Source organism: Arthrobacter sp. P1_B3 (assembly GCF_056406615.1).
Genome location: NZ_JBFTZV010000005.1, coordinates 394,408 through 420,128 on the forward strand (window position 1 = coordinate 394,408; position 25,721 = coordinate 420,128).

Sequence of the window (25,721 nt, forward strand, 5' to 3'; positions counted from 1 at the left end):
CGGCAGCCCGGTGTGGGGTCAGCGGCGGTAGTGGACGTCGCCGGCGGGGTCGGCGGCCCGCCGGATCATCTCCAGATGCCCGGGCATGAGCTCCGGGAAGTCCTCCGGATGGAACCATCCGACGTCGAGGGATTCGTCGTCGTTGACCCTGGCCTCTCCCGAGACGAAACGGCAGCGGAACACCAGGGTCAGGAACTGGCACACGTCGCCGTTGGGATAGCGGACCGGACCCACAGCATCCACCGACACCAGCCGTTGCACCGCGGCCACCACGCCGGTCTCTTCGAGGATCTCCCGCAGCAGGCCCGGCGCCGGGTCCTCGCCCGGTTCCAGGATCCCGGTGATCAGGCCCCACTGCCGGTTATCGGCGCGCTGGCCGAGCAGGACCCGGCCGGCGCCGTCGAACACCACTGCCCTGACGCCGGGCAGCCAGAGGGCCTCGTGTCCGATCTTCTCGCGCAGTTTCAGGATGAAATCCGGGGTGGCCATGCCGTGTCGGCCTAACTGGCCGGAATCAGCAGCATGGCGGCCGCCGTGCCGGCCAGCATGAACGGCCCGAAGGGAATGGCCGACTGCAAATTGCCGCGCCGCGCCGCGAGTATTCCGAGGCTCCACAGCCCGCCGAGGACGAACGCGGCAAAGGTCCCGGCCATGACGTGCCCCCAGCCCAGGAATCCCAGGTACATTCCCAGGACGCCTGCGAGCTTCACGTCGCCGAATCCCATTCCCGGCGGATACACCGCGTGCAGGAGGAAGTAGAAGAGCCAGAGGGCCGCCCCGCCGGCGAGGACACGCAGCCCCGGCACACCGAACACTCCGGCGTCCGCCGTGCCGGCAACGTCCTGGCCGCCGGGAAGCAGCTGGCTGGCGGCCGCGCCCAGCAGGAGGACTCCGGCGATCGCATAGGACGGAAACACAATCCTGTCCGGGAGCAGGTGGTGCCGGACATCGATGACGGTGAGCCGGATGGCCATCACAAAGAAATAGGCGCACGCGGCCAGGGCAAGCCAGAAGGCCAGCGGGTTGGCGGCGCCCAGGGTGCCGAGTCGTTCGATCACTCTCGGATGCTACTGGATATTCGTCCGGCCCGGCGGTCCCCGCGCGTAAACTGTGGATATGGCCGCATGGGACAGCAGGAACGGGCGCGGGCCGCTCGCGCCCCGCGGCCCGGCGAATCCGGCTGCGGCCTTCCGGCACCTGTGCCGGTCCTCGCCCTGGAAGTGGCAGTCACTGAGGTTCGAGTACCTGGACCGGCCGCTCACGAGTTCCGCAAGCTCCCCTACGGCCCTGCCCGACGGCCTCATCAGGGCGTGGCTGCGCAGGCCCGGCGCCTTGCGGCTGGAGACCGCCGACGGGCTGGTGATCGCCAGCACCACCGGCATCAACGATTCACGCGGCGGCTTCTATGTCAGTTCCACGAGGAAGACCTGGCTCCTGCCGCCGCATCTGGTCACCCCGGTGTACGACGACGACGGCCTGGTGCGCCGCCGCCCGGAGGCAGCCTACGGCGAGCCGTCCTTCGGGAACGGCCGGTTCGCCGCAGCCCTGGACCCGGTGGAGCTCGCAGGCAACTCCCCTGTCCCGCTGGAGTTCCCCAACGCCAACGCCGTGGAGCTTGGCCCCATCACGGAGGTTGACCACGAGGGCCGGCCCGCCCTGGAAACCACGGTCAGCCCGAACCCCTCGTACCGCCCAGCCGATCCGGCTGCCCCGCTCTGCCGGCCCGGACGCACGCTGCTGAGGATCGACGCCGGCACGGGCGTCTGCGTTGCGAGCCGCTGGCTGGACGAGCCGGGAGCCGGCGACGGGCCGGCCGGCTACGGCCACTGGCTCAGGATCCTGGGCGTGGACGAATACATGCTCGATGACCTGTTCCTCGCCGAATCGATGAACCTCACCGACGTCCGTCGCCACATCAGCTGGGACGTTCCCGCGGAATAGCCGGTCTGTGACTGGCATCCGGCCGCCGGCACCGTTAGGCTTCCTGCGATGACTGGACCTGCCGACTACTGGCCCCCTTTCGGCCTGACCCTGACCACGCCGCACCTGGAGCTGCGCCCCATCCGCGACGAGGAAATTCCGGCCGCGGTCGAGGCCTCCCTGGGCGGCGTTCACGAGCCGGGCCGGAACCCGTTCAGCAACCCCTGGACCGAAGCCCCGCCCAACGAGCTCGGAACCAACATGGCGCAGTGGTACTGGCGGTGCCGCGGCAGCATGAGCCCCCGGGATTGGACCCTGCTGCTCGGCATCTGGCACGACGGCGAGTTCATTGGCTGCCAGGACATCGCGGCCAAGGACTTCGCCACGCGGAAGACGGTCACCACGGGCTCCTGGCTCCGCCAGAGCGCCCAAGGCCGCGGCCTCGGCAAGGAGATGCGGGCCGCCGTCGCCCTCTATGCCTTCGACTGGCTCGGCGCAGAAGTGGCGGAATCCGAGGCCGCCGCCTGGAACCAGCAGTCCCTGGGCGTCTCACGTTCCCTCGGCTACGAGCTCAACGGCGTCACCCGCGCCGTGTGGGGCGGCAAGGCCCAGGAGGTCCAAAACGTCCGCCTCACCCCCGCCACCTTCAAACGCCCGGACTGGCAGCTTCAGGTACAGGGCCACGAAGCAACAGCGAAGTACCTGGGCATCAACGGGTAGTCACAACGGCCCCCAATCGGGCCCGCGGCGACCCGCCGTCGCTTAGACACCTCCCGTCGCTGTGTTGCCGTGGTTGGGTTTGCCGGGCCCGCGGCAACCCGCCGTCGCTTAGACACCTCCCGTCGCTACGCTGCGGTCGCTGGGCGACCTTCGCTTCGCTTTGGTCGGCGATGCGCTCCTTAGCGGGACACCGCAGCCCCGCTAAGGTCACCCTCGCGAGAAGGCAGCCAGCCAACAGCGAAAGAAGTGCCGGGACGCGGTCTTTCGTAGAGGAGCGCATCGCGGCGCATCGGGCCCCGGAGGTCGCCCAGCGACCGCAGCGGGTCCCATGCGACGTGTCTAAGCGACGGCGAAAGGCCGTGGCCCGGCAGCCAACCCCGGCAACCCAACAACGGCGAAGGGCCGTGGCCCGGCAAAACCGGACCACGGCCCCAAACCGGAACGGGCTTAGATCTCTGCCCCCTCCAGCAGCTCCGTCACCAGTGCCGCGATCGGCGAACGCTCCGAGCGGGTGAGCGTGATGTGGCCGAACAGCGGGTGCCCTTTCAGCGTCTCGACGACGGCCGCCACGCCGTCGTGCCGTCCGACCCGCAGGTTGTCCCGCTGGGCGACGTCGTGCGTGAGGACAATCTTCGAGTTCTGCCCGATCCGGCTCATCACCGTCAGCAGCACATTCTTCTCCAGCGACTGCGCCTCGTCGACGATCACGAACGCGTCGTGCAGCGAGCGTCCGCGGATGTGGGTCAGCGGCATGACCTCAAGCATGCCCCGGTCCATCACTTCCTCCACGACCTCCTGGCTGACCAGCGCGCCCAGGGTGTCAAAGACGGCCTGCGCCCAGGGGTTCATCTTTTCCGCTTCGGATCCGGGCAGGTAGCCCAGCTCCTGGCCGCCCACCGCGTACAGGGGCCGGAAGACGATCACCTTGCGGTGTTCCCGGCGCTCCAGGACGGCTTCGAGCCCGGCGCACAGGGCCAGCGCGGACTTGCCCGTGCCGGCGCGGCCGCCGAGGGACACGATGCCGACCGACGGGTCCATCAGGAGGTCGATCGCCAGCCGCTGCTCGGCCGAGCGGCCGTGGAGCCCGAAGACGTCGCGGTCGCCCTTGACGAGCCGGACCTGCTTGTCCGCCCCTACCCGCCCGAGGGCCGAGCCGCGGCTGGAAAGCAGGACCAGCCCGGTGTTGGTCGGCATCTCGGCCGCGGCCGGGATGAAAACCGGCTCGTGCCCGTAGAGGGTCGCAACCTCGTCCTCACCCGCGTCCAGCTCCGCGACGCCGGTCCAGCCGGAGTCCTTGACGAGTTCATTGCGGTATTCGTCGGCCAGCAGCCCCATCGCGGAGGCCTTGACGCGCATCGGCAGGTCCTTGGACACCACCGTCACGTCGCGGCCCTCGTTGGCCAGGTTCTTGGCCACCGCGAGGATGCGGCTGTCATTATCCACCCCGCGGAAGCCGGCGGGCAGCACCTCGGCGGAGATGTGGTTCAGCTCCACCATGAGCGTGCCGCCGTCGGGGCCAAGCGGGATGGGACGGTCCAGGCCGCCGTGCTCGAGCCGCAGGTCATCGAGCAGCCGGAGCGCCTTGCGCGCGAAGTAACCCAGCTCCGGGTCGTGGCGCTTTCCTTCGAGCTCGGTGATGACGACAATCGGCAGGATGACCTCATGCTCGGCGAAGCGCAGGAGGGCCCGCGGATCGGAGAGCAGCACGGAGGTGTCGATCACGAAACTGCGGGCCGTGCCCCGGCTCCCTGTTCCTTCCCCGGAAACAGCAAGACCGGCCGCAGCGGAATCTGCTGCACCGGTCTTTGAGGTGGCTCGCTTGGCGCGAGAGGTAGCTTTCTGTCCCTGATCGGAAATGACGTCGGGCAGTTGCTCAGAAATAGCCACATCGACTCCAGCCCCGGGGCAATGCCCGGAATTGTTATTGGTGAGGCGGCTCGGCCTGGAGGCCGGACGCGGCCTCCCATACACCCGGTGCGAAAATCCGCTCCATGTACTGGCCTCCCCGATCGGCCGGCGAATTGCCCGCCGATGGGATTAACGTACGTCTCCGGGAGTGGTTTTGTCCGATTATTTTCCGGCGATTCTTGTTGCTTTCTTGTGAACTCCGCGTGAACGGCTCAGGCGCCGAAGCGGCGCTGCCTGCCGGCGTAATCGCGCAGGGCGCGCAGGAAATCAACCTTGCGGAACGCCGGCCACAAGGCCTCGCAGAAGTAGAACTCACTGTACGCGCTTTGCCACATGAGGAACCCGGACAGCCGCTGTTCCCCGGAGGTCCGGATCACCAGCTCAGGATCCGGCTGGCCCCGAGTGTAGAGGAAGCGGGAGATGTCATCCACGGTGAGATCGTCGGCCAGTTTTCCGATGTCCGCACCCCGGGCGACGGCGTCGTGCAGCAGTTCCCGGACGGCGTCGACAATCTCCCGCCGTCCGCCGTAGCCGACGGCGACATTGACGTGCAGCCTTTCGTGCGCGGGCGTGCGCGCCGTGAGCTTGTTCAACCGCTCGGCGAGATAGTCCGGCAGCAGTTCGGGGGCGCCCATGGCGTGCACCGAAATGTTGGCGTCCTCGTCCAGCCGGTCCAGGGTGTTGGCGATGATACCCATCAGGAGGTCGAGTTCCTCGCCGGAGCGGTTCATGTTGTCCGTGGAGAGCATGTACAAGGTGACCACCTTGATGCCCAACTCCTGGCACCAGCCGAGGAATTCGTGGATCTTGTCCGCGCCGGCCTGGTGTCCCTGGCTTGTGGGGGCGTTGAACTGGCGGGCCCAGCGCCGGTTCCCGTCGACCATGACGCCGACGTGGCGGGGGATCCGCTCCGGGTCGAGGGAGCGCTGCAGTTTGCGCTCGTAAAAGCCGTAGAGGAGCCCGGGCATTTCCATCCGGAGGTTCACCTGGCTTCCTTGAGGTACTTGTTCAGTGCACATCCTAGGCTACCTGCCGGCGGGCCTTGCCGGGTGCAGGTCCGCCACCAGGCAGCCCCGGAGTGTTTGTTACTCGCCGGTAACTTACTAGGGCGTAGGTTATTATTGCGGCATGGAAAGCAACAGTCTTGAGCCCCGGCCGGAGCCTCCGCCGAAACGGGGAACCCCGGTGGACGACGCCGCGGTGAGACTTGCCGAACTGCTGATGATCAAGCCCAAATGGCGAGGCTGGATCCACACCGTGACCGCTCCGCTGGCGCTGGCCGCCGGGCTGGTGCTGGTGATCCTGGCGCCGCCGGACCTGAAGGTCGCCTGCGCCGTCTATGCCGTCACCGGGGTCCTGCTGTTCGGCGTCAGCGCCGTCTATCACCGCGGGAACTGGTCACCGCGCGTGAAGATCGTCCTGAAGCGGCTGGACCACACGAACATCATGCTGGTGATCGCCGGAAGCTACACGCCGCTCGCCTGGGCCCTGCTGGACCGGCAGAAGGCCGAAGTGCTGTTGTGGGTCATCTGGTCCGGTGCCATCCTCGGCGTGCTGTTCCGCCTGCTGTGGACCGACGCCCCGCGGTGGCTCTACGTGCCGATCTACATCGCGCTGGGCTGCGGGTCGCTGTTCTATCTTCCGGACTTCTTCGCCGCCAATGTTGCCTCGGCGGTGCTGATCTGCGTCGGCGGCGTCCTGTACATCACCGGGGCTGTCTTCTATGCGCTGAAGAAACCAAACTTCAGTTACGAGCACTTCGGCTTCCACGAACTCTTCCATGCCCTGACGGTCTTTGCCTTCGCCGCGCACTACATCGCCATTGCCATCGCGGTCCTGGGCTGACTCCGCCGGGCCTTGGGCTCAGGACTGCCACTGGCTCTCGGCACCCCGCGGATTCTCCCCACCTTTGAGGCAGGGACGCCGCGGCTCACCGGCGGTTCGGCCCGACACGCCGGGCGCCGACTTCAAAGGTGGGGAATTTCAGCGTCGAGGGCCGGCTCAGCCGTGCCGCCCTGCCGCGATGAGCTCGGGGAGACGCCGCATGTCTGAAAAGACGGTGGTCCCGGGACCGGCCAGGCGCGCGGCCGGCGTGACACCCCCGGCGTACGCGAAAACGTGCATTCCGGCCGCCCGGGCGGCCTGGACGCCGTAGGCACTGTCCTCGACGACGGCGCAGCGTCCGGGCGCGGTGTTGAGGCTTGCGGCGGCGTGGAGGAACAGGTCCGGGGCCGGTTTGCCGTTGGCGACCTCCGTGGCGCTGTAAATGCGGCCCTGGAAGCGGGGCAGCAGCCCGGTCTTGCCAAGGGTCCGGTGCATCTTGTCGTGGCTGCCGCTGGAGGCCACACAATGCGGCAGGGACAGCCGGTCCAGTGCCTCCTCGATGCCGTCGACCGCTTCGAGGTCGCGCTCAAACGCCTCCTGGTACCAGCGCCCGTAGTCCTGGTCCCAGCCGTCGGCCAGCCGGACACCGAGCTGTTGTTCAACCGCGGCGACAAAGTGCGCCTCGGACTTTCCGACGAACCGTTCCACGATTTCCTCGAGTTCCAGGTCCCAGCCAAGATCTGCCAGCACGCGCTGGTCCACCCGGATGGCGATCACCTCGGAATCAACCAGCACCCCGTCGCAATCGAACACCACCAGCTCAAAACCGTCCGGACCAGTCATGAGGACATCCTAGCCAGCCGCTCGCGCATCTCTTCGACCGAACCCGTCGGTAGGTCACAGACCATGCCACGGCACAGGAACACCTGTGGGCCACCGTCCGGACCCGCGCCGCGGCCCCGCAGCAGCGGCACTGGCCGGGCGGCGCCGTCGTCCTGGACCGCGATCACCAGCCCGGGGCTGGCCGAGAGCAGCAGCTCCCGGTGCAGCGCGGCCCGATCCGGGATGTCCGGCCCGGCGACGGCGGCCTCGACCGGACCGGCGAGGGCGGCCTGGGCGGTCGCGAGCAGCCAGCCGGCAGCGCGGGGCGCCCGGACCGCGAGCGGAGGCAGCAGCAGGGCGAGGATGTTGGCCGCCAGGGTGCGGTGTTCGGAAGAGCCGGACAGGGCCGAGTGGGTCAGCAGGGCACCGGCCAGTGCGGCGGCGCCGCTGGGGGTGGCACTGTCGAACAGCTCCAGACCGTCCCGGCCGCCCTGGGCGGCCGTGACCTGCACCGACTCCCCGGCCGCGTCCCTCAGGCTGCCGTCGGCTGCGAACCGCCCGCAGGCAGCCTCCAGGATGGCCTCGGCCAGCTCATACCAGCGGGTGTGCCCGGTAACCCCATAGAGCGCGAACAGCCCCTCGGCGCAGAAGGCGTAGTCCTCCAGCAAGCCGCCGATTCCGCGCGCCGCCCCGTCGTGGGAAACGCGCATGAGCCTGCCGGGGCCGTCCGCCGGCCGCCAGTGCACGCGTTCAAGGTAGTCCGCGATCCGTTCCGCGGCGTCCACAAGCTCAGGACGGGCCAGGACGGCACCGGCGTCGGCGAGGGCCGCGACGGCGAGCCCGTTCCAGCCGGCCACCACCTTGTCATCCCGGCCGGGCTGGGGCCGTCCGTTGCGCGCCTGCGCCAGCAGCGGCCCCGCCCGCTGCCATAGCGCGGCGTCCCCGCCGGTTACCGCCCGGCCCGGATGCAGCGGCGAACCGTCGGCGCTCACGCTTCCGGGCGTGCGGACGTTCATGAGGGCCGCCACGGCGGCGCCGTCGGCCGGTCCCAGGAGCGCCTTGAGCTCCTCGGGGGTCCACAGGTAGCTGGCCCCCTCGGCGTGCACGCCGTCGACGACCGTATCGGCGTCCAGGGACGACGCCAGGGCCACGACCCCCGCGTCCGGGTCCGTTGCAGGGCCCGTCGCGGGGCCTGTTGCAGGATCAGGCGTCAGCCCGAGGCGGGCCAGGAGCCAGTCGGCGGTGTGCCCGGCGATCCTTGCGGCCTCGGCCGCCGGGTACTCGGGCGTGCCGCCCAGCCGGACCCAGTGGGCATAGACGCGCAGCAACTGGGCGTTGTCGTAGAGCATCTTCTCGAAATGTGGAACGGACCAGTCGCGGGTCACCGAATAGCGGGCGAAGCCGCCGTCGAGCTGGTCGAACAACGCCGAGCGGGACATGGCCGCAAGGGTCCGCCCGGCCATGTCACGGGCCGCGGCGGCGGTGTCCGGGGCCGCGGCTGTCGAGGGCACCGCGGCGTGCCGGATCAGGAATTCGAGCACGGCCGCGGGCGGGAACTTCGGCGCCCCGCCAAAACCGCCATAGGCCTCGTCCTCGGAGCCGGACAGGGAGGCAACGGCAACGCCCAGGAGCGCGGCGTCCAGGGGCTCGGGCGGCCCGTCAAGGCGCAGGGCGGCGGCCGGTTGGGACGCGGCGATGCCGCGCGCCAGGGTGGCTGCGTTGGCCTCGACGGCGCCGCGGCGTTCCGTCCAGGCCTCGCTCACGGCCTCAAGGACCTGCCGGAAGGACGGACGGCCCGGCATGGGCCGGGGCGGGAAGTAGGTCCCGGCATGGAAGGCCCGGCCATCGGGCAGGAGGAAAACGGACATCGGCCAGCCGCCCTCGCCGCTGATCGCCTGCGTGGCGGCCATGTAGACGGCGTCGACGTCGGGGCGCTCCTCGCGGTCCACCTTGATGGAGACGAAGTGGGCGTTCAGGTAGTCGGCGGTGCCTTGGTCCTCGAAGGATTCATGCGCCATGACGTGGCACCAGTGGCAGGCCGCGTAGCCGATTGAGAGGAACACCGGCACGTCCCGGGCGGTCGCTGCGGCGAAGGCCGCGTCACCGAACGGCTGCCAGTGCACTGGGTTGCCAGCGTGCTGGCGCAGGTACGCAGAGGGTTCCGCCGCCAGGGCATTCGAGGCCCCGGACAGCGGGTTGGGGGAACCGCCGTCAGCGGTTTCCGGGTCCCGCATCGCCGTTGACTTCCGGCCGGGAAACCCCGCCGTCGGCGGGCAACGCCGTGCCGTCAGCGCGGAAGGCGGCGCCGTCGGCAGGGAACACGCCGCCCGGGGCCCCTGCTTCCCCGGATGCTTCCTCGGCGGCCGCCCGCTCGGCCTCCACCTGGGCACGGTAGCGGACCCGGCGGATACGCCGCACCATGTCAACGATCAGCAGCGCGGTCAACACCACGATGAAGGCGGTCAGCAGGAAGCCCAGCAGACCCGGGGTGACCTGGTCCTCGGACAGGCCCGGGCGCAGCGACGGCGTTGGGGTCGGCGCCGGGGTTGTTGCCAGAGCGATGAGCAAGGAGTGCACGGTGAAAACCTTCTGTGGAAACTGGTGTCTTTTCTACGGCGCCTTTTCTACCGCGTCTTTTCTACGCGGGATAGAAGAGCCCTTTCGTCTCTATCTTAGCCCGGCGAATAGGTCCGTTTCGGGCAGTTCCGCCGGGATCCTGGACTCGATCAGGGAGTAGTCCTCCCACGGCCAGGCCTTGCGCTGCATGGCCGCGGAGACCGCGAAGAAGAATCCTTCCGGGTCCACCTGGGTGCGGTGGGAGCGGAGCGCGTCGTCGCGGGCTTCGAAGAAATCCCCGCACTCGATCTGGGTGGTGGTGGGGTGCGTCGGCGGCGGCGGGGTGTGCCCCTCGGCGTCCGCTTCCAGCCAGGCGGCCAGCCGCTCCGCATACGGCGACTGCAGGCCGGCCTCTTCCAGCGCAGAGTGGAGGGCGCGGAAGCGGTCCGGGCTGAAGGCACGGTCGTAGTAGAGCTTGCTGGGCTCCCAAGGTTCCCCGATGCCCGGGTACCGGGCGGGATCACCGGCGGCTGCGAAGGCCTCGACGGCCACCCGGTGCGCCATGATGTGGTCCGGGTGCGGGTAGCCGCCGTTCTCGTCGTAGCTGAGGATCACGTGCGGCTTGAAGTCCCGGACCAGCCGGATCAGCGGCGCGGTCGCCCGCTCCAGCGGCTGCAGGGCGAAGCACCCGGGCGGCAGGGCCGGCAGGGGGTCGCCCTCCGGCAGCCCGGAATCGACGAATCCGAGCCAGCGCTGCCGGACGCCGAGGACCTCCGCGGCGGCGTCCATCTCGAGCCGGCGCGCCCCGGCCATGTCGCGTTTGGGGTGCGGCTGTCCCTCCATCGTGGGGTTCTGGATGTCGCCGCGGGAGCCGTCGGTGCATGTGGCCACCATGACGTCCACACCGGCGGCGGCGTACATCGCCATCGTGGCGGCACCCTTGCTGGATTCGTCGTCGGGATGAGCATGGACCGCCAGCAGGCGAAGCGGTGCTGACGGGCTGGGGGATGCTGTCATCGTGGGACGGCTCCTCTTTCTGCTGTTCTGCTCTGTTGGAGTGCGGCTTGATCTGTACGGCCAGCCGCCACGGAAAAATCCCGGTCCGATCCACACTAAACTGGACTGGTGACTTCCGAGGATCAGCCTGCCGCGCCGGCACCTACCAGCCTAGCCAATCGATACGGCGGCCAAAAGCGCGCGCTGACCCGCAAGGCCAAACGCAACATCCTGATCGCCGCCCTTGCCGTGGGCGTCGCTTTCCTGGCCTGGGTATCGACGTCGGCCGCCACCGACAGTGTCAGCTTCAAGGATGTCGGCTACAGCACCCCCGACGCCACGCTGACGGAAATCGACTTCCAGGTCACCAAGGACCCCGCTGCGGATGCGAAATGCGCCGTCAAGGCCATGGACTCCAAGTTCGCGATCGTCGGCTGGAAGGTCGTGGACATCGGGCCGAACGCGGCGGACGTCGGCACCGACGGCGGTCGCACCACCGCCCACCGAACCCAATTGCGCACGGAATCCCAGGCGGTCTCCGGTGTCGTGGACAGCTGCTGGATTCCCGACGCCGGGAAGTAGACCGCGGCAAGCGCCGGCCGCACGTAGACTGAAGCCGGCTGAAGCGGCCTGTAACACGGTGTGACCCACGCCGCTGTGCTCTTTGGTTTATCCACAGCATTGACTACAATGGATCAATACCTTTCCCCCGCTGAGCTGGTTACTGCGTCATAAAAGTGGCCACCGTGGCGGGGTCTTTGCTTGTATGACCACCCAAAGGAGAAGTCCGTGTCTACCACCAACAGCGCAACTGCGGCTTGGCTTACCCAGGAAGCTTTTGACCGCCTGAAGGCAGAGCTGGACAACCTTTCCGGCCCCGGCCGGGCAGAAATCGTCCAGAAGATCGAAGCTGCGCGCCAGGAGGGCGACCTCAAGGAGAACGGCGGCTACCACGCTGCCAAGGAGGAGCAGGGCAAGATCGAGGCCCGCATCCGCCAGCTCACGGCCCTTCTCCGGGACGCCCACGTCGGCGAGGCACCGGCCGACGACGGCATCGTCGAGCCCGGCATGATCGTCGTGGCCAAGATCGCAGGCGACGAGGAAACCTTCCTCCTCGGCTCCCGCGAGATCGCCGGCGACTCGGACCTGGATGTCTTCAGCGAGAAGTCCCCCCTCGGCGCGGCCATCGTCGGCCACAAGGAGGGCGACAAGCTCAGCTACACCGCCCCGAACGGCAAGGACATCACGGTGGAGATCATGTCCGCCAAGCCGTACGCCGGCTGACACCGCAACACGTTCCGTCCGTGACGGAACACTTTCACGAAACAGCGACGCCGGTCTTCCCTTCGCGGGGCGGCCGGCGTCGTGTTTTCCGCCTGTTTTGGCGGGTCAGCCTGGCGCGACAGCCTGGCGCGAGGGTGCAGGGTCTCCCCGGGTTGTCAGCGTCCGGCGGGCAGCGCCCCCGGGCGCCGGGTGCTCAGCAGCAGTGCGGCCGCGACGCCGCCGATCGCGCCGCCCAGGTGGGCCTGCCACGAGATAAAACTGGCCACGGTGGGCAGGACGCCGAACAGGATGCCGCCGTAGGCCATGAACAGCACCACGGACAGCACGATCTGCCACCAGTTCCGGTTGATGAAGCCGCGGACCAGGAGGAACGCGAAGAGTCCGAACACCAGGCCGGAGGCACCGACCGTGATGCTGGCGCCGCCGATGAGCCACACCGCGAGCCCGGACGCCAGCCAGCTGGCGGCCAGGGCGGTGATGAACACCCGCCGCCCGGAGAGGAACACGAGGAACCCGAAGATGATGAGCGGGAGCGTGTTGGACATCAGGTGGGCAAGGCTGGAGTGCAGCAGCGGAAACGTCAGGATGTCCAGGAACCCGTCCAGGCTGCGCGGCCGCAGCCCGAACGTGCGGTTCAGGGAGTGGAACAGCGCGGTGTTGACGATCTCGATCAGGTAGAGCAGCACCACGAAGGAACCGACCACCAGCAGACCCCGGCGGGCCCGTGCCGCGGCATTGTCCCCCACTCCCGGCGGCCGTCCCGGGGACCCGTCCGTCACCATGGCCCCTAGTGCACCACGATCGGCTGGAAACCCTCGGCACGCAGCGCCGCAAGGACCTGGCTGCAGTGCTCGTGGCCCTTGGTTTCCAGGTTGACGGTGATGGAGACGTCGCCCATGCTGATGGAGCCGCCCACCCGCGTGTGGTCCAGGCCCGTGACGTTGGCGTCGTTTTCGGCGATGATGCGGGCGATTGTGGCCAGCGAGCCCGGACGGTCGTCCAGCATCATCCGCACGGTCATGTACCGGCCGGCGGCGGAGAGGCCGCGCTGGATGACCTTGAGCATCAGCATGGGATCGATGTTGCCGCCTGAGAGAACCACCGCAACGGTTCCGGGGTTTTCGATCTTGCCTTCCATGAGCGCCGCGACGCCGACGGCCCCGGCGGGTTCCACCACCATCTTGGCGCGTTCCAGCAGGAAGATCAGCGCCCTGGCCAGGGCGTCTTCGCTGACCGTGACGACGTCGTCGACGAGCTCGCGGATGATGCTGAACGGCAGCTGGCCCGGCCGGCCCACGGCGATGCCGTCCGCCATGGTGGAGACCTTCTTGAGCGGGACGAGGGCGTCGGCGGCGAGCGAGGGCGGGTAGGCGGCAGCGTTCTCGGCCTGGACGCCGATGATGCGGATGTCACGGCCAAGTTCCTTGGCGCGTGCCTTCACGGCAACGGCAACGCCTGCGAGGAGGCCGCCGCCGCCGACGCCCATGAGGATGGTATCGACGTCGGGGACCTGTTCGAGGATTTCCAGCCCCACCGTCCCCTGGCCGGCGACGACGTCGACGTCGTCGAACGGGTGGACAAAGACGGCGCCGCTTTCGTCGGCGTAGCGCTTGGCTTCGGCCAGCGCCTCGTCCACGTTGTGGCCGTGCAGCACCACCTCGGCGCCGTGGCTACGGGTGGCGGCAAGCTTGGGCAGTGCGACGCCGAGCGGCATGTAGATCCGGGCCTTGATGCCGAGGCTCTTGGCTGCGACAGCCACGCCTTGGGCGTGGTTTCCGGCGGAAGCCGCCACGACGCCGCGCTTCTTTTCGGCGTCGGAGAGCTTGGCCATCCGCACATAGGCGCCGCGGACCTTGAAGGAGCCGGCGCGCTGCAGGTTTTCGCATTTGAGGAAGACCTCGCCGCCCACCGTGCTGCCGAGGGCCCGCGATGATTCCACGGGCGTCCGCGTAATAATCCCGTCGAGCAGCTTCTGCGCCTCCAGGACAGCGTCCAGCGTGACGGGCAGGCTCTCAAGGGTATTCACGAACTGTTCTCCTTCTTCGGATCAGGCGCTGGTGCCCCGTCCGGCATCGCTGCCTGGAGCACCGCTGTTGGGTGCGGCGCCCTCGCGGCCGGGGGTTCCGCCCGGCAGGTGGACGTCTGTGAAGGTGGCGTCTGCGCCGGGTTCGAGGGCAGGGCTGCCCTCTGGTCCCGCGGTTGCCAGCACTTCATCATGTTCCCACGTTCTGCCCGCGATGTAGCGAATCGACGAGTTTGCTACGGCGAGGATCGGAACGGAGAACAGTGCGCCGGGGATCCCGGCGAGGTAGGAGCCCGCCGCGACGGACAGGATCACGGCCACGGGGTGGAGGGAGACGGCCTTGCCCATGACGAGCGGCTGCAGGATGTGGCTTTCGAGCTGCTGGACGCCGAGCACGATCGCCAGCATGATCAGGGCGTTGACGGGCCCGTTGGCGACCAGTGCCAGCAATACGGCGATGGCGCCCGTGACCAGCGCACCGACCACCGGAATGAAGGAACCGAGGAAGACCAGCACGCTCAGCGGCAGCGCGAGCGGCACGCCAATGATGGCGGCGCCGACGCCGATTCCCACGGCGTCCACGAACGCGACGAACATTTGGATGCGGGCGTAACTGACCATGGAAGTCCAGCCGCGGCGGCCCGCACCGTCCGTGGCGCGGCGCGCCTTCCGGGGCATGAGGCTGACGAGGAAGGCCCAGATCCTGTCGCCTTCGAGCAGGAAGAAGATCAGGATGAACAGCGCCAGGACCAGGCCGGCGGCGAAGTGCCCGGCCGTACTCCCGAACGTCAGGGCCCCGCTGAGAATGCTGCTGCTGTTGTTCTGCAGCGCGGCGGTGGCGTCTTCGATGTACTTGTCGATCTGTGCGGCCGTCAGGTGGAGCGGGCCCTCGGACAGCCAGGTCTGGACCTGCTGCACGCCCGTGAGCGCCTGGGACCACAGCTCACCAAAGCCCTGCATGAGCTGGCGCCCCACCAGGGTCAGGGCACCGACGATGATGCCGATGAAGCCGAGCACCGTGATGGCGACGGCGAGCCCCTTGGGCACGCTGCGTTTGGCCATCCAGCGCACTGCGGGGCTGAGCAGCCCTGACAGGAGGGCGGCCACCATGACGGGGATGATGAGGAAGCTGACGTGGCTCAGCATCCAGACCAGGCCCCCGACCACCAGCAGGATCAGCCCGGCGCGCCACGCCCAGGCGGCGGCGATCCGCACACCGTAGGGAATGTCCTGGTCGATCTCGCGGTCGGTCCGGGGCCGGGCCCCGGCACGCGCCCCCGTCCCGGCCGCGGAAGGGGAAGGGCTTGTGGCGGGTACGGCGTCCTCAGCTGGCGTCATAGCCCCATGATTCCGCAGCGGCCGGTTAATAGGAAACCAGCAACCGGCTGGTGGGGCCGGGCCGCGGGGCCGGTTCCCCCGGCCGCCCGGTCAGCCCCTGGGGTCAGCCCCTGCCGTCAGCGAGGCCGAGATGCCCCAGGTCATGGAGAACTGCTCCCCCGGCGCAAGCCAGCGCAGGCCCTCGCCGCTGTTGAACGCGTTGGCGGGCCCGGTCATCGGCTCCATCGCGACCGCCTTCGACCGGCCCGGAAATTCGGTCGTCACGAAGACATGGACGTAACCGCAGCTGGCGTCCTGCCATAGGCTTACGGTCCGCCCGTCCGGGGAGCTCAGCGTGTGCCGGGCGATGCCGCCGTCGAAGTCCAGGTCCGTATAGGCCGAATCGAGGTCCAGCGTCCCCACCGGCCGGCCGCCGCGCAGATCGAAGTCGCCGCTGACCGGCTCGGTGCTGCGCGGGATGAGGCGGTCATCGGCGACCAGCCGGGTCCGGGCGTCCACGCTCACGGTGAGGTCCTCGCTGGGCACATCGCCCAGCCGCAGGTACGGGTGCGCGCCAAGCACGAACGGCGCTGCGTCCTGGGAGTCGTTGATAAGGGTTTGGCGCACTACCAGCCCCAGGTCCTCCGCCAGTTCGTAGCGGACCCGGTGCCTGAGCAGGAACGGGTAGCCGTGCTGCGGGAAGACCGCCGCTTCCAGGGTGACGGAGAACTCGTCCTCGTCCACGAGGTCGTAGGAGGAGTTCCGCAGCAACCCGTGGCTGGCGTTGTTGCGGGAGGCCTCGGTGATGTCCAGCTGCAGCTTCTTGCCGTTGAGGTACCAGACACCGTCTTCCACCCGGTTGGCCCACGGTGCCAGGGTGATTCCGGTGGCGCCGGGCGGAATGTCGGCATCGCCATAGCTCTCCGTCAGGGCAGTGCCGCCGCGGCTGTAGAGCCGCAGGCCGGCGGCGAGTTCGGTGACGACGGCCAGGGCGTCGCCGCGCCGGAGCTCGTATTGCCGCCCGGTGGCGTACCGCCGCATGGTTTCATCGGGGCCGGAGGCCAAGGGGGTCGCTGAGAGATCCATGATGACCACCGTACAGACCCGCCCGGCAACCCGTATACCTTGGTTCCATGACTTCCAGCAGCGCAGGCGCCAGGCCATGAATCCTCCCCTGGACAGCAGCGGGCTCGCCGCCCGGTTTGAGGCGGTCTTCGGCGCCCGGCCCGACGGCGTGTGGCGGGCACCGGGACGGGTCAACCTCATTGGTGAGCACACCGATTACAACGAGGGCTTCGTCCTGCCGTTTGCCATCGACCGGGCGGCCCGGGTGGCCGTCAGGGTCCGGCCGGATTCCACAGTGCGGTTGCTCTCCACGTTTGGGAACCAGGGGCTGACCACCGCGGACACCGGTTCGCTGGCCCGCGCCAGCGCCAGGGGCTGGACAAAGTACCCGCTGGGGGTCATCTGGGCCCTGCAGCAGCAGGGCCTGCCGGTTCCCGGCGTGGACCTGCTCCTGGATTCCGATGTCCCCCGCGGCGCCGGCCTGTCCTCCTCCCACGCCATTGAATGCGCCGTGATTTCGGCGCTGAATGAGCTCATGGCCGCGGGCCTCTCCGCGCAGGACATGGTCCTGGCCACCCAGCGGGCGGAAAACGACTTCGTCGGCGCGCCCACCGGCATCATGGACCAGTCCGCCTCGCTGCGGGCCACGGCCGGCCACGCCGTCTTCCTCGACTGCCGGGACCAGAGTGTCCGGCTGGTGCCGTTCGACGCCGACGCCGCGGGGCTGGTGCTGCTGGTCATCGACACCCGGGTTTCCCATTCCCACGCCGACGGCGGGTACGCGGCCCGGCGGGAATCGTGCGAACTCGCCGCCGAGGTCCTGGGCGTGCCGGCGCTGCGCGACGTCGGGTTCGAGGACCTCGAGGAGGCCAGCGGGCTCCTGGACCCGGAGACGTTCCGCCGCCTCCGGCATGTGGTCACCGAAAACGACCGCGTCCTGCAGACGGTGGAGCTGCTGGACACCGAGGGCCCGGCCGCCATTGGCCCCCTGCTGGACGCGTCCCATGCCTCGATGCGCGATGACTTCGAGATCTCCTGCGCCGAGCTGGACCTTGCCGTGGACGCGGCGCGGTCCGCCGGCGCGATCGGGGCCCGCATGACTGGCGGCGGCTTCGGCGGTTCCGCGATCGCACTGACCCCGGCGGGATCGGCGCAGCAGGTGCGTGCCGCCGTCGAACGGGCCTTCGCCCGGGCCGGGTACGCGGCGCCGGAGGTCTTCAGCGTCAGCCCTGCGGCCGGGGCCATGCGGCTGGCATAGGCGGGGCGTAGTCTGGGCGCATGCCAGAAGCTGTCATCGTTTCCACTGCCCGAAGCCCGATCGGGCGCGCGTTCAAGGGGTCCCTGAAAGACGAGCGGCCTGACGATCTCGCCGCCGCCATGGTCACGGCGGCCCTCGCCGGGATTCCGGCGTTCGATGCCGCCGCCGGGCCGGGCCGTGGCCTGGACGACATCTATCTGGGGTGCGCCGAGCCGAGCGGCGAGGCCGGCTCCAACATGGCCCGCGTGGTCAGCATCCTGGCCGGGCTGGACAACGTTCCGGCCGCCACCATCAACCGTTTTTGTGCCTCCAGCCTGCAGACGCTCCGGATGGCATTCCACGCCGTCAAAGCCGGCGAAGGCCAGGCGTTCGTGGCCGCCGGCGTGGAGGCGGTGTCCCGCTACCGGGAATGGGCCGGTGCCGGCGAGACCGACGCGAGCACGCACAACCCGCGATTCGAGGCGGCCCGCAAACGCACCGAGGCCCGCGCGGGCTCCAACACTCCGTGGACCGACCCGCGCCTGGGCGGCCGGATGCCGGACGTGTACATCGCCATGGGCCAGACGGCGGAGAACGTCGCCACAAGCTACGGCATCACCCGCCAGGAGCAGGACGCCTGGGCGGTGCTCAGCCAGAACCGGGCCGAGGCGGCCATCGCCTCCGGGTTCTACGCCCGAGAAATCACCCCCTACACCCGCGCCGACGGCACAGTGATCGACCGCGACGATTCGCCGCGTCCCGGCGTCACCGCGGAGGCCGTGGGTGCGCTGCAGCCGGTCTTCCGCAGCGGCGGCACCGTGACGGCCGGGAACGCGTGTCCGCTCAATGACGGGGCCGCCGCCGTCGTGGTCATGAGTGACGCGCGCGCCCGCGAGCTGGGCCTCGAGCCGCTGGCCCGGATCGTCTCCACCGGTGTCAGCGCCCTGTCCCCGGAGCTGATGGGCATGGGCCCGGTGGAAGCGACCCGCCGGGCGCTGACAATCGCCGGGCTGACCATCCGCGAGATCGACCTCGTGGAGCTCAACGAAGCGTTCGCGGTCCAGGTGGTGGCCAGCGCGCGGGAGCTCGCCATCGATCCGGAGAAGCTCAACGTCCACGGCGGCGCCATCGCCCTCGGCCACCCCTTCGGGATGACCGGGGCCCGCATGACCACCACGCTGCTCAACGGACTCCGCACCCGCGACGCCTCCCTCGGCCTGGCCACGCTGTGCGTCGGCGGCGGCCAGGGCATGGCGGTTGTGCTGGAGCGGCTCAGCTGACGGTGGGCAACTGACGCATTGCAGTTGACGCATTGCAGCTGGCTGCCGCAAACGCGAGGAGCCCCGCCGTTAGGCGGGGCTCCTCGTTAGGAAACGGTGTTCAGGGACGACGGCGGTTACTCGTCACCGCGGAGGATGGCCAGCAGTCGGATGATCTCGACGTAGAGCCAGACCAGCGTGACCGTGAGGCCGAAGGCGGCGGTCCAGGAGAAGCGCTGCGGGGCTCCGGCGCTGATGGCCGCCTCGATGGATGTGAAGTCCATGATCAGGGAGAAGGCGGCCAGGCCGATCGCCAGGACGCCGATGAAGACGCCGAGCGGGATGCCCATGATCTCCATGCTGGTGCTCAGGCCAAACGGCGTGGTCACGGCCCCGGTCATCATCATGAACATGTTGACCAGCGCGAACACTGCATAGCCGATCAGGGCAATCATGAAGAACCGCATGAGCTTGGGCGTCGCCCGGACCTTGCCGCTCTTGAACAGCACCAACGTCACGGCGAAGACGGAAAGCGTCCCGACGACGGCCTGGATGCCGACGCCCGGGAACAGGTTGTCAAGGATGCGGGTCAGGCCGCCGAGGAAGAATCCTTCGAGCAGGGCGTAGGCAAGGATCAGCCCGGGGGACGGCTGCTTCTTGAAGGTGTTGACCATTGCGAGGGCGAAGCCACCGAGGGCTCCGAGGATCATCAGCATGGATCCGGTGCCCTGCGGGACGGCGAGGGCCACTGCGGCGCCGACCACCAGGATCCCGAGGCACCCGGCAGTCTTCATGATGACGTCGTCGTACGTCATCTTGCCGATGTCAGCCGGGCCGGCCGCCGGGCGGTTGTACAGGTCCTGGAGCTGTTCCTGGGTCATGCCCTGCTGCGCAGAATTCCACCCGCCCTGGCCCGGGGCCTGACCGTAGGGGTTCTGGCCGTAGGGGGCCTGACCGTAGGGGGCCTGACCGTAGGGGTTTTGGCCATAGGGGTTCTGGCCATACGGGGCCTGCGGGGCAGGCGGTGCCTGGGTGGCTTCGCGGAAATTCTTTCCGCTGAAGATCGGGTTTCCGCCAGATGCCATTGCGGGTGTCCTCCAAAATAAGGGGGTGGGTGATGTTCCGGTGCGATGCGGACTATACGAAAGGGAGTTTTATATAGTCACGCTACCAATTCCCACGGCCGGCGGGGAGGGATAGTTCCCTCAGGGAGCCGCCGCAACCGAACCGTGACCTAAACCAGCGGGATATTCAGGCCCAGGAAGCCCGCATGGACGCCGGCCGTTTTGGGCGTGCCGGGCGCCCGGTGCGCCGCGCACCGGTTCCGGCTGCCAGCACGGCGGATTGTCCGTCGTCGCGGAAATCGTCGAGCCGCTTCGACGGATCCCCCTTCGGCTCCGGGAGCGGGCCGGGAACCGGCGCCGGCGTTCCCGTGCCGCTGTTGACAATGACGTCGTCGATGTAGATGTCGGCCATTTGCTGATCGTGTTCGGAGCCAAGCTGGACCGTGTCGAGTGTCGTCGCGGAAATGCTGACTGTGCCCGCGTAGACGGAACGCCCGTCCCACCAGATTTGGACGGTGGTCCCGGGACCGTTGGGGACCACGTGCATGACCAGCCGGTGCCAGGAGTCAGTGGGGACATCCCGCCGCAAAGTCGTGTAGGCGAACCCCGCGGGTGATGACGTGCGGAGCACCAGTTCATGGGAGATGTTCTGCCGGAAAACGTCCAGGACGCGGACTCCGCCGGAAAAGAACCGGAAGTAGGGAACATTGTTCCCTGCCATTCCCTCAGCGGCGATATTGAACCATCCGTCCGCATACGCCTCGGTGTTTCCGGGGGTCAGGCCCACGGTCAGCCTGGCGATGGAGCCGGGCCCTGCGGTGGTGTGCAGGCGGGCGGCACAATTACCGGAGTGCGACAGCCCGGTGGACACCGAGGCATTTCCCGTCCCGGCCGTGGAGACGCCGAATCCGTCCAAGGTGCCAGCTTCAAAGGTGGAGGCCGCCGCCATGATCCCCGGATAGGGGTCGGTGAGTGCATCTGTCGAGGGCACGCAGGCCTGCGCCCCGGCGGGCTCGGGGCCGAGGCTGAGCGCCGGAAGGCCCAGGATCGCCAGCACAAGCGAACCTGCGAGGCACAGCTTCACCACCCGGTTCATCAGTCGGCCCTCCAAGATCGGTTCAGGCGCTCTTCGCACGATAACGCCGGAGGACTTGGAAAAAGCTTGGATTTGCTGGTTCCCCACGCCGGAGCGGAGGTGCCCGGCGGACAGCACCGGCACCGGGTTGGCCGGGCAAACCGGGGACCGGACCGGCCACTGTTTAGGCATACTCGGAATCAACAAAAGTTTTCTTTAGCGGGGCTACAGCGAGGTACTCCCGCGACTACACGGTTGTTACCCGATCGCGACGTTCTGCCTGCTCGCAGCGGCATTCTTTGCCTCGCCCGGGCTGTAGCATAGGCCACACAGGGTGACGGACATCACAACAATGGATCGTATTGCGAGACGCTCGTCCCCTGACCGTTCGCAACGGTTGCAAAGGCGCAACCCACAGCACCCCCATGTGGAGGTTTTCAATTTGAGAAGCACAACGAGCGGCCTGTCGCAGAGACGGCGCGGCAGACTATTGAGGGCTGTGGGGGCAGTATTTGCAGCCACGGCTGCGCTACTGCTCATCGTGGCCCCGGCGTCCAGCGCCACGACCCCCTCGCCGACACCATCCCCGTCGGCCACCCAGTTCACCAACAGCATCAGCGGCTTCCTGCGCGGCGACGACCGCGCACCGATCCCCGGGGTAACCATCACCGCCACGAGTGGCGATTTCACGGGAACCACGAAATCGGGACCCAACGGCGCCTGGACTATTGGCGTCCCCACCCAGGGGACCTACCAGGTCGAACTCGACGAGTCCACGCTGCCGGAGGGCATCAAACTGGCCGAGGGCCAGGAGAACCCCCGCAACGTCACCTTCAGCCAGACCTCAAACCTCTCGGTAATCTTCACCTTTGGCAAGGGCATTGTCGTGGAGCAGCAGAACTTCATGCAAAACCTGCTCAACCGGCTGGTGGCAGGGCTGAGCTTCGGCCTGTTGCTCGCCCTCGCGTCCGTGGGCCTGTCCCTAATCTTCGGCACCACCGGCCTGACGAACTTCGCCCACGGAGAAATGGTCACCCTCGGCGCGGTACTGGTGTTCGCCTTCAACCAGATGCACCTGCCGTTCTGGCTGGCCGTCGTCCTGGCCGTCGTCGGCGGCGGATTGTTCGGCTACGTCCAGGACGCGGGCCTGTGGAAGCCGCTGCGGCGCCGCGGAACCGGGCTTGTTCCGATGATGATCGTCAGCATCGGCCTCGCCCTGTCCGTGCGCTACATCATCCAGTTCTATTTCGGCGGCGCCACCCAGCAACTGCCGTTCGCCCAGAGCGTGGAAATCCTGATCGGCCCGATCTCCATCTCCCCCAACAACCTCTTGTCCCTCCTCGTCAGCGCCGTCGTGATCGCCGCCCTCGGCGTCGTCCTGCTCAAGACCCGCCTCGGCAAGGCCACCCGCGCGGTGGCCGACAACCCGGCGCTGGCCGCAGCCTCCGGCATCGACGTCGACTCCGTCATCCGGATCGTCTGGGTGGTCGGCGGCATGCTCGCCGCCCTCGGCGGCATCCTCTGGGCCTACTACCGGCCCGGCGTCACCTTCGACATGGGCTCCCAGATCCTGCTGCTCATCTTCGCCAGCGTCACCCTCGGCGGCCTCGGCACGGTCTGGGGCGCCCTGGTCGGTTCCATCATCGTCGGCATCTTCGTTGAGCTGACCACCGTGTTCGGTCTCGCAGCCGACCTCAAATACGTGGGAGCGTTGTTCATCATGATTGTTGTCCTCTTGTTCAGGCCTCAGGGCATTCTGGGCCGCCGCGAGCGCGTGGGTTAGGAGACAGCCATGGATTTCGGATTCATATTTTCCAGCGCCGCCGGCGAGCTTTTCAGCCCGACGACAGCTGCCTACGCCCTGGCCACCCTCGGCCTCGCGGTCCACTTCGGCTACACCGGCCTGCTCAACTTCGGCCAAGCAGGCTTCATGGCAGTGGGGGCCTACGGCTTCGCCATCTCCACCCTGACGTTCCATGTGCCGTTCTTCATCGGACTGCTCATCGCCGTCGTCTGCTCCGCCATCTTCGCCCTCTTGCTGGGCATCCCGACGCTGCGGCTCCGGGCGGACTACCTGGCCATCGTGACCATCGCGGCGGCCGAAATCGTGCGCTACATCGTCACGACCAACCAGCTGACCGCCATCACCGGCTCGGCCAACGGCCTGGCCGCCTTCGAGGGCGATTTCTACGCCATGAACCCCTTCCCGCCGGGCACCTACATCGGCATGAACAACCGCGACTTCTTCATCCGGGTGGTCGCCTGGGCAGTCGTGGCCATCTTCTGCGTCATTGTCTGGCTGCTGATGCGAAGCCCCTGGGGCCGGGTCCTCAAGGGCATCCGCGAGGACGAGAACGCCGTCCGCTCGCTCGGCAAGAACGTTTACGCCTACAAGATGCAGTCCCTGATCATCGGCGGCGCGCTCGGTGCCCTGGCAGGCATGATCTTCACGATTCCCCGCGGCGCGGTGCAGCCGGCCAACTACGGCACGGAACTGACGTTCTTCCTCTACACCTGCCTGCTGCTCGGCGGCCTCGGCACCGTGCTCGGCCCGGTGGTCGGCGCCATGATCTTCTGGGTGGTGCTCTCGCTCACCCAGGGCATCCTCTACGGCCTGATCGAGTCCGGCACCATCACGTGGCTGAACACGGTCCAGGCCGGGCAGCTGCGCTATATCCTGGTCGGCGTGGCGCTCATGCTGCTGATGATCTTCAGGCCCCAGGGCGTTCTCGGCAATAAGAAGGAGCTGGCATTCGCATGAGCAATCCAAGCGAAGAGTCGCGCGCAGAGAGCATCGACTACATGACGGACACCCGTCCGATCGCTGCCGGAGAGATCGCGCCCGGCTGCAAGAAGCGTGATCCGATCGTGGTGGCGGAAAACGTCACCCGCAGCTTCGGCGGCATCAACGCCGTCGACGTCCAGTACCTCGAGATCCCGCGGCACAAGATCACTGCACTGATCGGCCCCAACGGCGCCGGCAAGACCACGTTGTTCAACCTCCTCACGGGATTCGACACCCCGAACTCGGGTACATGGCAGTTCGAGGGCAACAACATCGCCGGCGTCTCCTCGTACAAGGTTGCCCGCATGGGAATGGTACGCACGTTCCAGCTCACCAAGGTCATGGGCAAGCTCACAGTCCTGGAGAACATGCGCCTCGGCGCCTCCAGCCAGTCCGGCGAACGGCTGTCCAAAGCCTTGTTCAAGGGCATCTGGGGCGGCCAGGAAAAGAAGATCACCCAGGAAGCCAACGTGCTGCTGGAGAAGTTCAAGCTGGACGCCAAGAAGGACGACTACGCAGCGTCGCTGTCCGGCGGGCAGCGGAAGCTGCTGGAAATGGCCCGGTCCCTCATGGTCCGGCCCAAGCTGGTCATGCTCGACGAGCCGATGGCCGGCGTCAACCCGGCGCTGACGCAGTCTCTGCTGGACCACATCAAGAACCTCAAGGCCGAGGGCATGACCGTCTTGTTCGTCGAGCACGACATGAACATGGTCCGCCACATCGCCGATTGGGTGGTCGTGATGGCAGAAGGCAAGATCGTGGCCGAAGGGCCTCCCGCCGAAGTCATGAAGAACCCCGCCGTGATCGACGCCTACCTCGGCGCCCATCACGACGTGGATCTGGGCGATGCGGAGGGCATCAAGGAACTGGCCGCGGAACTGGTCGCCGACGAGGAGTCGATTGTCGGCACTGAAAACGCCGGCATCATCTCCGCCGACGTCCTCGCCACTGAGGCGGAGGAAGCGGCGAAGAACGGGACGACGCGTGGCCGCCGCAGCGCCGGCGAGCCGAACCGCGCCGAAGAGCCGAACCGCACAGAGAAGGACACAGAATGAGCGCCACCAGCGCGGCACCGGCCGCCCAGCCCGCCTTCGACGGCGACTCGGTCGTGAAGGTCACCGATCTGGTGGCCGGCTACATCCCCGGCGTCAATATCCTCAACGGCTGCAGCATCGAAGCCCGCAAGGGTGAGCTGATCGGCATCATCGGCCCCAACGGCGCCGGCAAATCCACGCTGTTGAAGGCCATGTTCGGCCTGGTCAAAGTCCACTCCGGCTCGGTAGTGGTCCGCGGGCAGGACATCACCGGGCTCAAGGCCAACAAGCTCGTCAGCAAGGGTGTCGGCTTCGTTCCGCAGAACAACAACGTGTTCGCGGCCCTGACCATCGAGGAAAACCTGCAGATGGGCATGTTCCAGCGGCCCAAGGACTTCGCCCAACGGTTCGACTTCGTCACCGAGCTGTTCCCGGAGCTCGGCAAGCGGCGCGCCCAGCGGGCCGGCTCGCTCTCCGGCGGCGAACGCCAGATGGTCGCCATGGGACGGGCCCTCATGATGGACCCGGCCGTGCTGCTGCTCGATGAGCCCTCTGCGGGCCTCTCCCCTGTCAAGCAGGATGAGACCTTCCTCCGGGTCCACGAGATCAACCGGGCCGGCGTCTCAGTCATCATGGTGGAGCAAAACGCGCGCCGCTGCCTGCAGATCTGCGACCGCGGCTACGTGCTGGACCAGGGCAAGGACGCGTACACGGGTACGGGCCGGGAACTCATGAAGGATCCCAAGGTCATCCAGCTCTACCTGGGAACGCTCGCAGACACTGTGGAATAGCGCTTCGGGCAGTATTCCCGCAGGGGCCGTCACCAGCCGGT

25 protein-coding genes are annotated in these 25,721 nt (G+C 68.0%); 11 read left to right on the forward strand and 14 right to left on the reverse strand.

Features of this window, described 5'->3' with window-relative positions:
- Positions 1-18: 18 nt before the first annotated feature.
- Positions 19-489, reverse strand: a complete 471-nt coding sequence (locus tag AC1D2F_RS08450) for an NUDIX hydrolase (protein WP_229995693.1) — start codon at positions 487-489, stop codon at positions 19-21.
- Positions 490-500: 11 nt separating this feature from the next.
- Positions 501-1,058: a prepilin peptidase gene (locus AC1D2F_RS08455; RefSeq protein WP_229995692.1), complete on the reverse strand. Its 558-nt coding sequence runs from the start codon at positions 1,056-1,058 to the stop codon at positions 501-503.
- Between the two features lie 58 nt (positions 1,059-1,116).
- Here AC1D2F_RS08455 and AC1D2F_RS08460 point away from each other — a divergent pair, with 58 nt between their 5' ends.
- Together AC1D2F_RS08460 and AC1D2F_RS08465 are read left to right on the forward strand one after the other, a co-directional pair.
- The gene (locus AC1D2F_RS08460) at positions 1,117-1,941 is read left to right on the forward strand and encodes a hypothetical protein (protein WP_229995691.1); all 825 of its coding nucleotides are present in this window, start codon (positions 1,117-1,119) and stop codon (positions 1,939-1,941) included.
- Between the two features lie 48 nt (positions 1,942-1,989).
- Positions 1,990-2,640: a GNAT family N-acetyltransferase gene (locus tag AC1D2F_RS08465; protein WP_476966545.1), complete on the forward strand. Its 651-nt coding sequence runs from the start codon at positions 1,990-1,992 to the stop codon at positions 2,638-2,640.
- 447 nt (positions 2,641-3,087) lie between these two features.
- Here AC1D2F_RS08465 and AC1D2F_RS08470 read toward each other — a convergent pair whose 3' ends face one another.
- Together AC1D2F_RS08470 and AC1D2F_RS08475 are read right to left on the reverse strand one after the other, a co-directional pair.
- Positions 3,088-4,527 carry a PhoH family protein gene (locus tag AC1D2F_RS08470; protein WP_229995689.1) on the reverse strand — a complete coding sequence of 480 codons (1,440 nt, stop codon included), beginning with the start codon at positions 4,525-4,527 and terminating at the stop codon, positions 3,088-3,090.
- A gap of 233 nt (positions 4,528-4,760) precedes the next feature.
- Positions 4,761-5,522 carry an isoprenyl transferase gene (locus AC1D2F_RS08475; protein WP_229995699.1) on the reverse strand — a complete coding sequence of 254 codons (762 nt, stop codon included), beginning with the start codon at positions 5,520-5,522 and terminating at the stop codon, positions 4,761-4,763.
- 154 nt (positions 5,523-5,676) lie between these two features.
- On the opposite strand from AC1D2F_RS08475, the gene trhA reads away from it, so the two are divergent.
- Positions 5,677-6,393 (forward strand): PAQR family membrane homeostasis protein TrhA, encoded by a 717-nt coding sequence (trhA, locus tag AC1D2F_RS08480; RefSeq protein WP_229995688.1) that lies wholly within the window; start codon positions 5,677-5,679, stop codon positions 6,391-6,393.
- 156 nt (positions 6,394-6,549) lie between these two features.
- Here trhA and AC1D2F_RS08485 read toward each other — a convergent pair whose 3' ends face one another.
- The 4 genes from AC1D2F_RS08485 to mca form a co-directional block, all read right to left on the reverse strand.
- Positions 6,550-7,215 (reverse strand): HAD family hydrolase, encoded by a 666-nt coding sequence (locus AC1D2F_RS08485; RefSeq protein WP_229995687.1) that lies wholly within the window; start codon positions 7,213-7,215, stop codon positions 6,550-6,552.
- A complete protein-coding gene (locus tag AC1D2F_RS08490; RefSeq protein ID WP_229995686.1) occupies positions 7,212-9,428 on the reverse strand; it encodes a thioredoxin domain-containing protein in 2,217 nt (738 codons plus the stop codon). Before AC1D2F_RS08490 ends, AC1D2F_RS08485 begins: the two co-directional genes overlap by 4 nt.
- Positions 9,406-9,771 (reverse strand): hypothetical protein, encoded by a 366-nt coding sequence (locus tag AC1D2F_RS08495; protein WP_229995685.1) that lies wholly within the window; start codon positions 9,769-9,771, stop codon positions 9,406-9,408. The genes AC1D2F_RS08490 and AC1D2F_RS08495 overlap by 23 nt, the downstream gene beginning before the upstream one ends.
- A 90-nt stretch (positions 9,772-9,861) precedes the next feature.
- Positions 9,862-10,767, reverse strand: a complete 906-nt coding sequence (gene mca / locus AC1D2F_RS08500; protein WP_476966546.1) for a mycothiol conjugate amidase Mca — start codon at positions 10,765-10,767, stop codon at positions 9,862-9,864.
- Between the two features lie 108 nt (positions 10,768-10,875).
- Here mca and AC1D2F_RS08505 point away from each other — a divergent pair, with 108 nt between their 5' ends.
- Both AC1D2F_RS08505 and greA read left to right on the forward strand, forming a co-directional pair.
- Positions 10,876-11,328: a DUF4307 domain-containing protein gene (locus tag AC1D2F_RS08505; RefSeq protein ID WP_229992876.1), complete on the forward strand. Its 453-nt coding sequence runs from the start codon at positions 10,876-10,878 to the stop codon at positions 11,326-11,328.
- A gap of 207 nt (positions 11,329-11,535) precedes the next feature.
- Positions 11,536-12,030, forward strand: coding sequence for a transcription elongation factor GreA (gene greA, locus AC1D2F_RS08510; protein ID WP_229992877.1), 495 nt, complete (start codon positions 11,536-11,538; stop codon positions 12,028-12,030).
- Between the two features lie 155 nt (positions 12,031-12,185).
- On the opposite strand, the gene AC1D2F_RS08515 is transcribed toward greA, so the two are convergent.
- From AC1D2F_RS08515 to AC1D2F_RS08530, 4 genes are all read right to left on the reverse strand, one after another.
- The gene (locus AC1D2F_RS08515; protein ID WP_229992878.1) at positions 12,186-12,812 is read right to left on the reverse strand and encodes a rhomboid family intramembrane serine protease; all 627 of its coding nucleotides are present in this window, start codon (positions 12,810-12,812) and stop codon (positions 12,186-12,188) included.
- A gap of 5 nt (positions 12,813-12,817) precedes the next feature.
- Positions 12,818-14,056 (reverse strand): threonine ammonia-lyase, encoded by a 1,239-nt coding sequence (gene ilvA, locus AC1D2F_RS08520; protein WP_229992879.1) that lies wholly within the window; start codon positions 14,054-14,056, stop codon positions 12,818-12,820.
- 21 nt (positions 14,057-14,077) lie between these two features.
- Positions 14,078-15,391, reverse strand: a complete 1,314-nt coding sequence (locus AC1D2F_RS08525; RefSeq protein ID WP_229992880.1) for an AI-2E family transporter — start codon at positions 15,389-15,391, stop codon at positions 14,078-14,080.
- A gap of 90 nt (positions 15,392-15,481) precedes the next feature.
- A complete protein-coding gene (locus AC1D2F_RS08530; RefSeq protein WP_476966547.1) occupies positions 15,482-16,456 on the reverse strand; it encodes an aldose 1-epimerase family protein in 975 nt (324 codons plus the stop codon).
- 76 nt (positions 16,457-16,532) lie between these two features.
- On the opposite strand from AC1D2F_RS08530, the gene galK reads away from it, so the two are divergent.
- On the forward strand, positions 16,533-17,693 hold the full coding sequence (gene galK / locus AC1D2F_RS08535; RefSeq protein ID WP_364747216.1) for a galactokinase: 1,161 nt from the start codon (positions 16,533-16,535) through the stop codon (positions 17,691-17,693).
- 20 nt (positions 17,694-17,713) lie between these two features.
- Positions 17,714-18,952, forward strand: a complete 1,239-nt coding sequence (locus AC1D2F_RS08540) for an acetyl-CoA C-acetyltransferase (protein WP_364747215.1) — start codon at positions 17,714-17,716, stop codon at positions 18,950-18,952.
- 116 nt (positions 18,953-19,068) lie between these two features.
- Here AC1D2F_RS08540 and AC1D2F_RS08545 read toward each other — a convergent pair whose 3' ends face one another.
- Together AC1D2F_RS08545 and AC1D2F_RS08550 are read right to left on the reverse strand one after the other, a co-directional pair.
- Entirely contained in the window at positions 19,069-20,016 is a 948-nt protein-coding gene (locus tag AC1D2F_RS08545) for a Bax inhibitor-1/YccA family protein (protein WP_229992883.1), read from the reverse strand.
- 166 nt (positions 20,017-20,182) lie between these two features.
- Positions 20,183-21,091 carry a hypothetical protein gene (locus AC1D2F_RS08550; protein ID WP_476966548.1) on the reverse strand — a complete coding sequence of 303 codons (909 nt, stop codon included), beginning with the start codon at positions 21,089-21,091 and terminating at the stop codon, positions 20,183-20,185.
- A 478-nt stretch (positions 21,092-21,569) separates the two neighbouring features.
- Between AC1D2F_RS08550 and AC1D2F_RS08555 the strand changes: the two genes are divergently transcribed.
- Genes AC1D2F_RS08555 through AC1D2F_RS08570 form a run of 4 tightly spaced genes read left to right on the forward strand, consistent with a single transcriptional unit; the run spans position 21,570 to position 25,680 of the window.
- The gene (locus tag AC1D2F_RS08555) at positions 21,570-22,853 is read left to right on the forward strand and encodes a branched-chain amino acid ABC transporter permease (RefSeq protein ID WP_229992885.1); all 1,284 of its coding nucleotides are present in this window, start codon (positions 21,570-21,572) and stop codon (positions 22,851-22,853) included.
- Positions 22,854-22,862: 9 nt separating this feature from the next.
- Positions 22,863-23,831: a branched-chain amino acid ABC transporter permease gene (locus AC1D2F_RS08560; protein WP_229992886.1), complete on the forward strand. Its 969-nt coding sequence runs from the start codon at positions 22,863-22,865 to the stop codon at positions 23,829-23,831.
- Positions 23,828-24,910 (forward strand): ABC transporter ATP-binding protein, encoded by a 1,083-nt coding sequence (locus AC1D2F_RS08565; protein WP_229992887.1) that lies wholly within the window; start codon positions 23,828-23,830, stop codon positions 24,908-24,910. The genes AC1D2F_RS08560 and AC1D2F_RS08565 overlap by 4 nt, the downstream gene beginning before the upstream one ends.
- The gene (locus AC1D2F_RS08570) at positions 24,907-25,680 is read left to right on the forward strand and encodes an ABC transporter ATP-binding protein (protein WP_229992888.1); all 774 of its coding nucleotides are present in this window, start codon (positions 24,907-24,909) and stop codon (positions 25,678-25,680) included. Before AC1D2F_RS08565 ends, AC1D2F_RS08570 begins: the two co-directional genes overlap by 4 nt.
- The last annotated feature ends 41 nt before the right edge of the window (positions 25,681-25,721 follow it).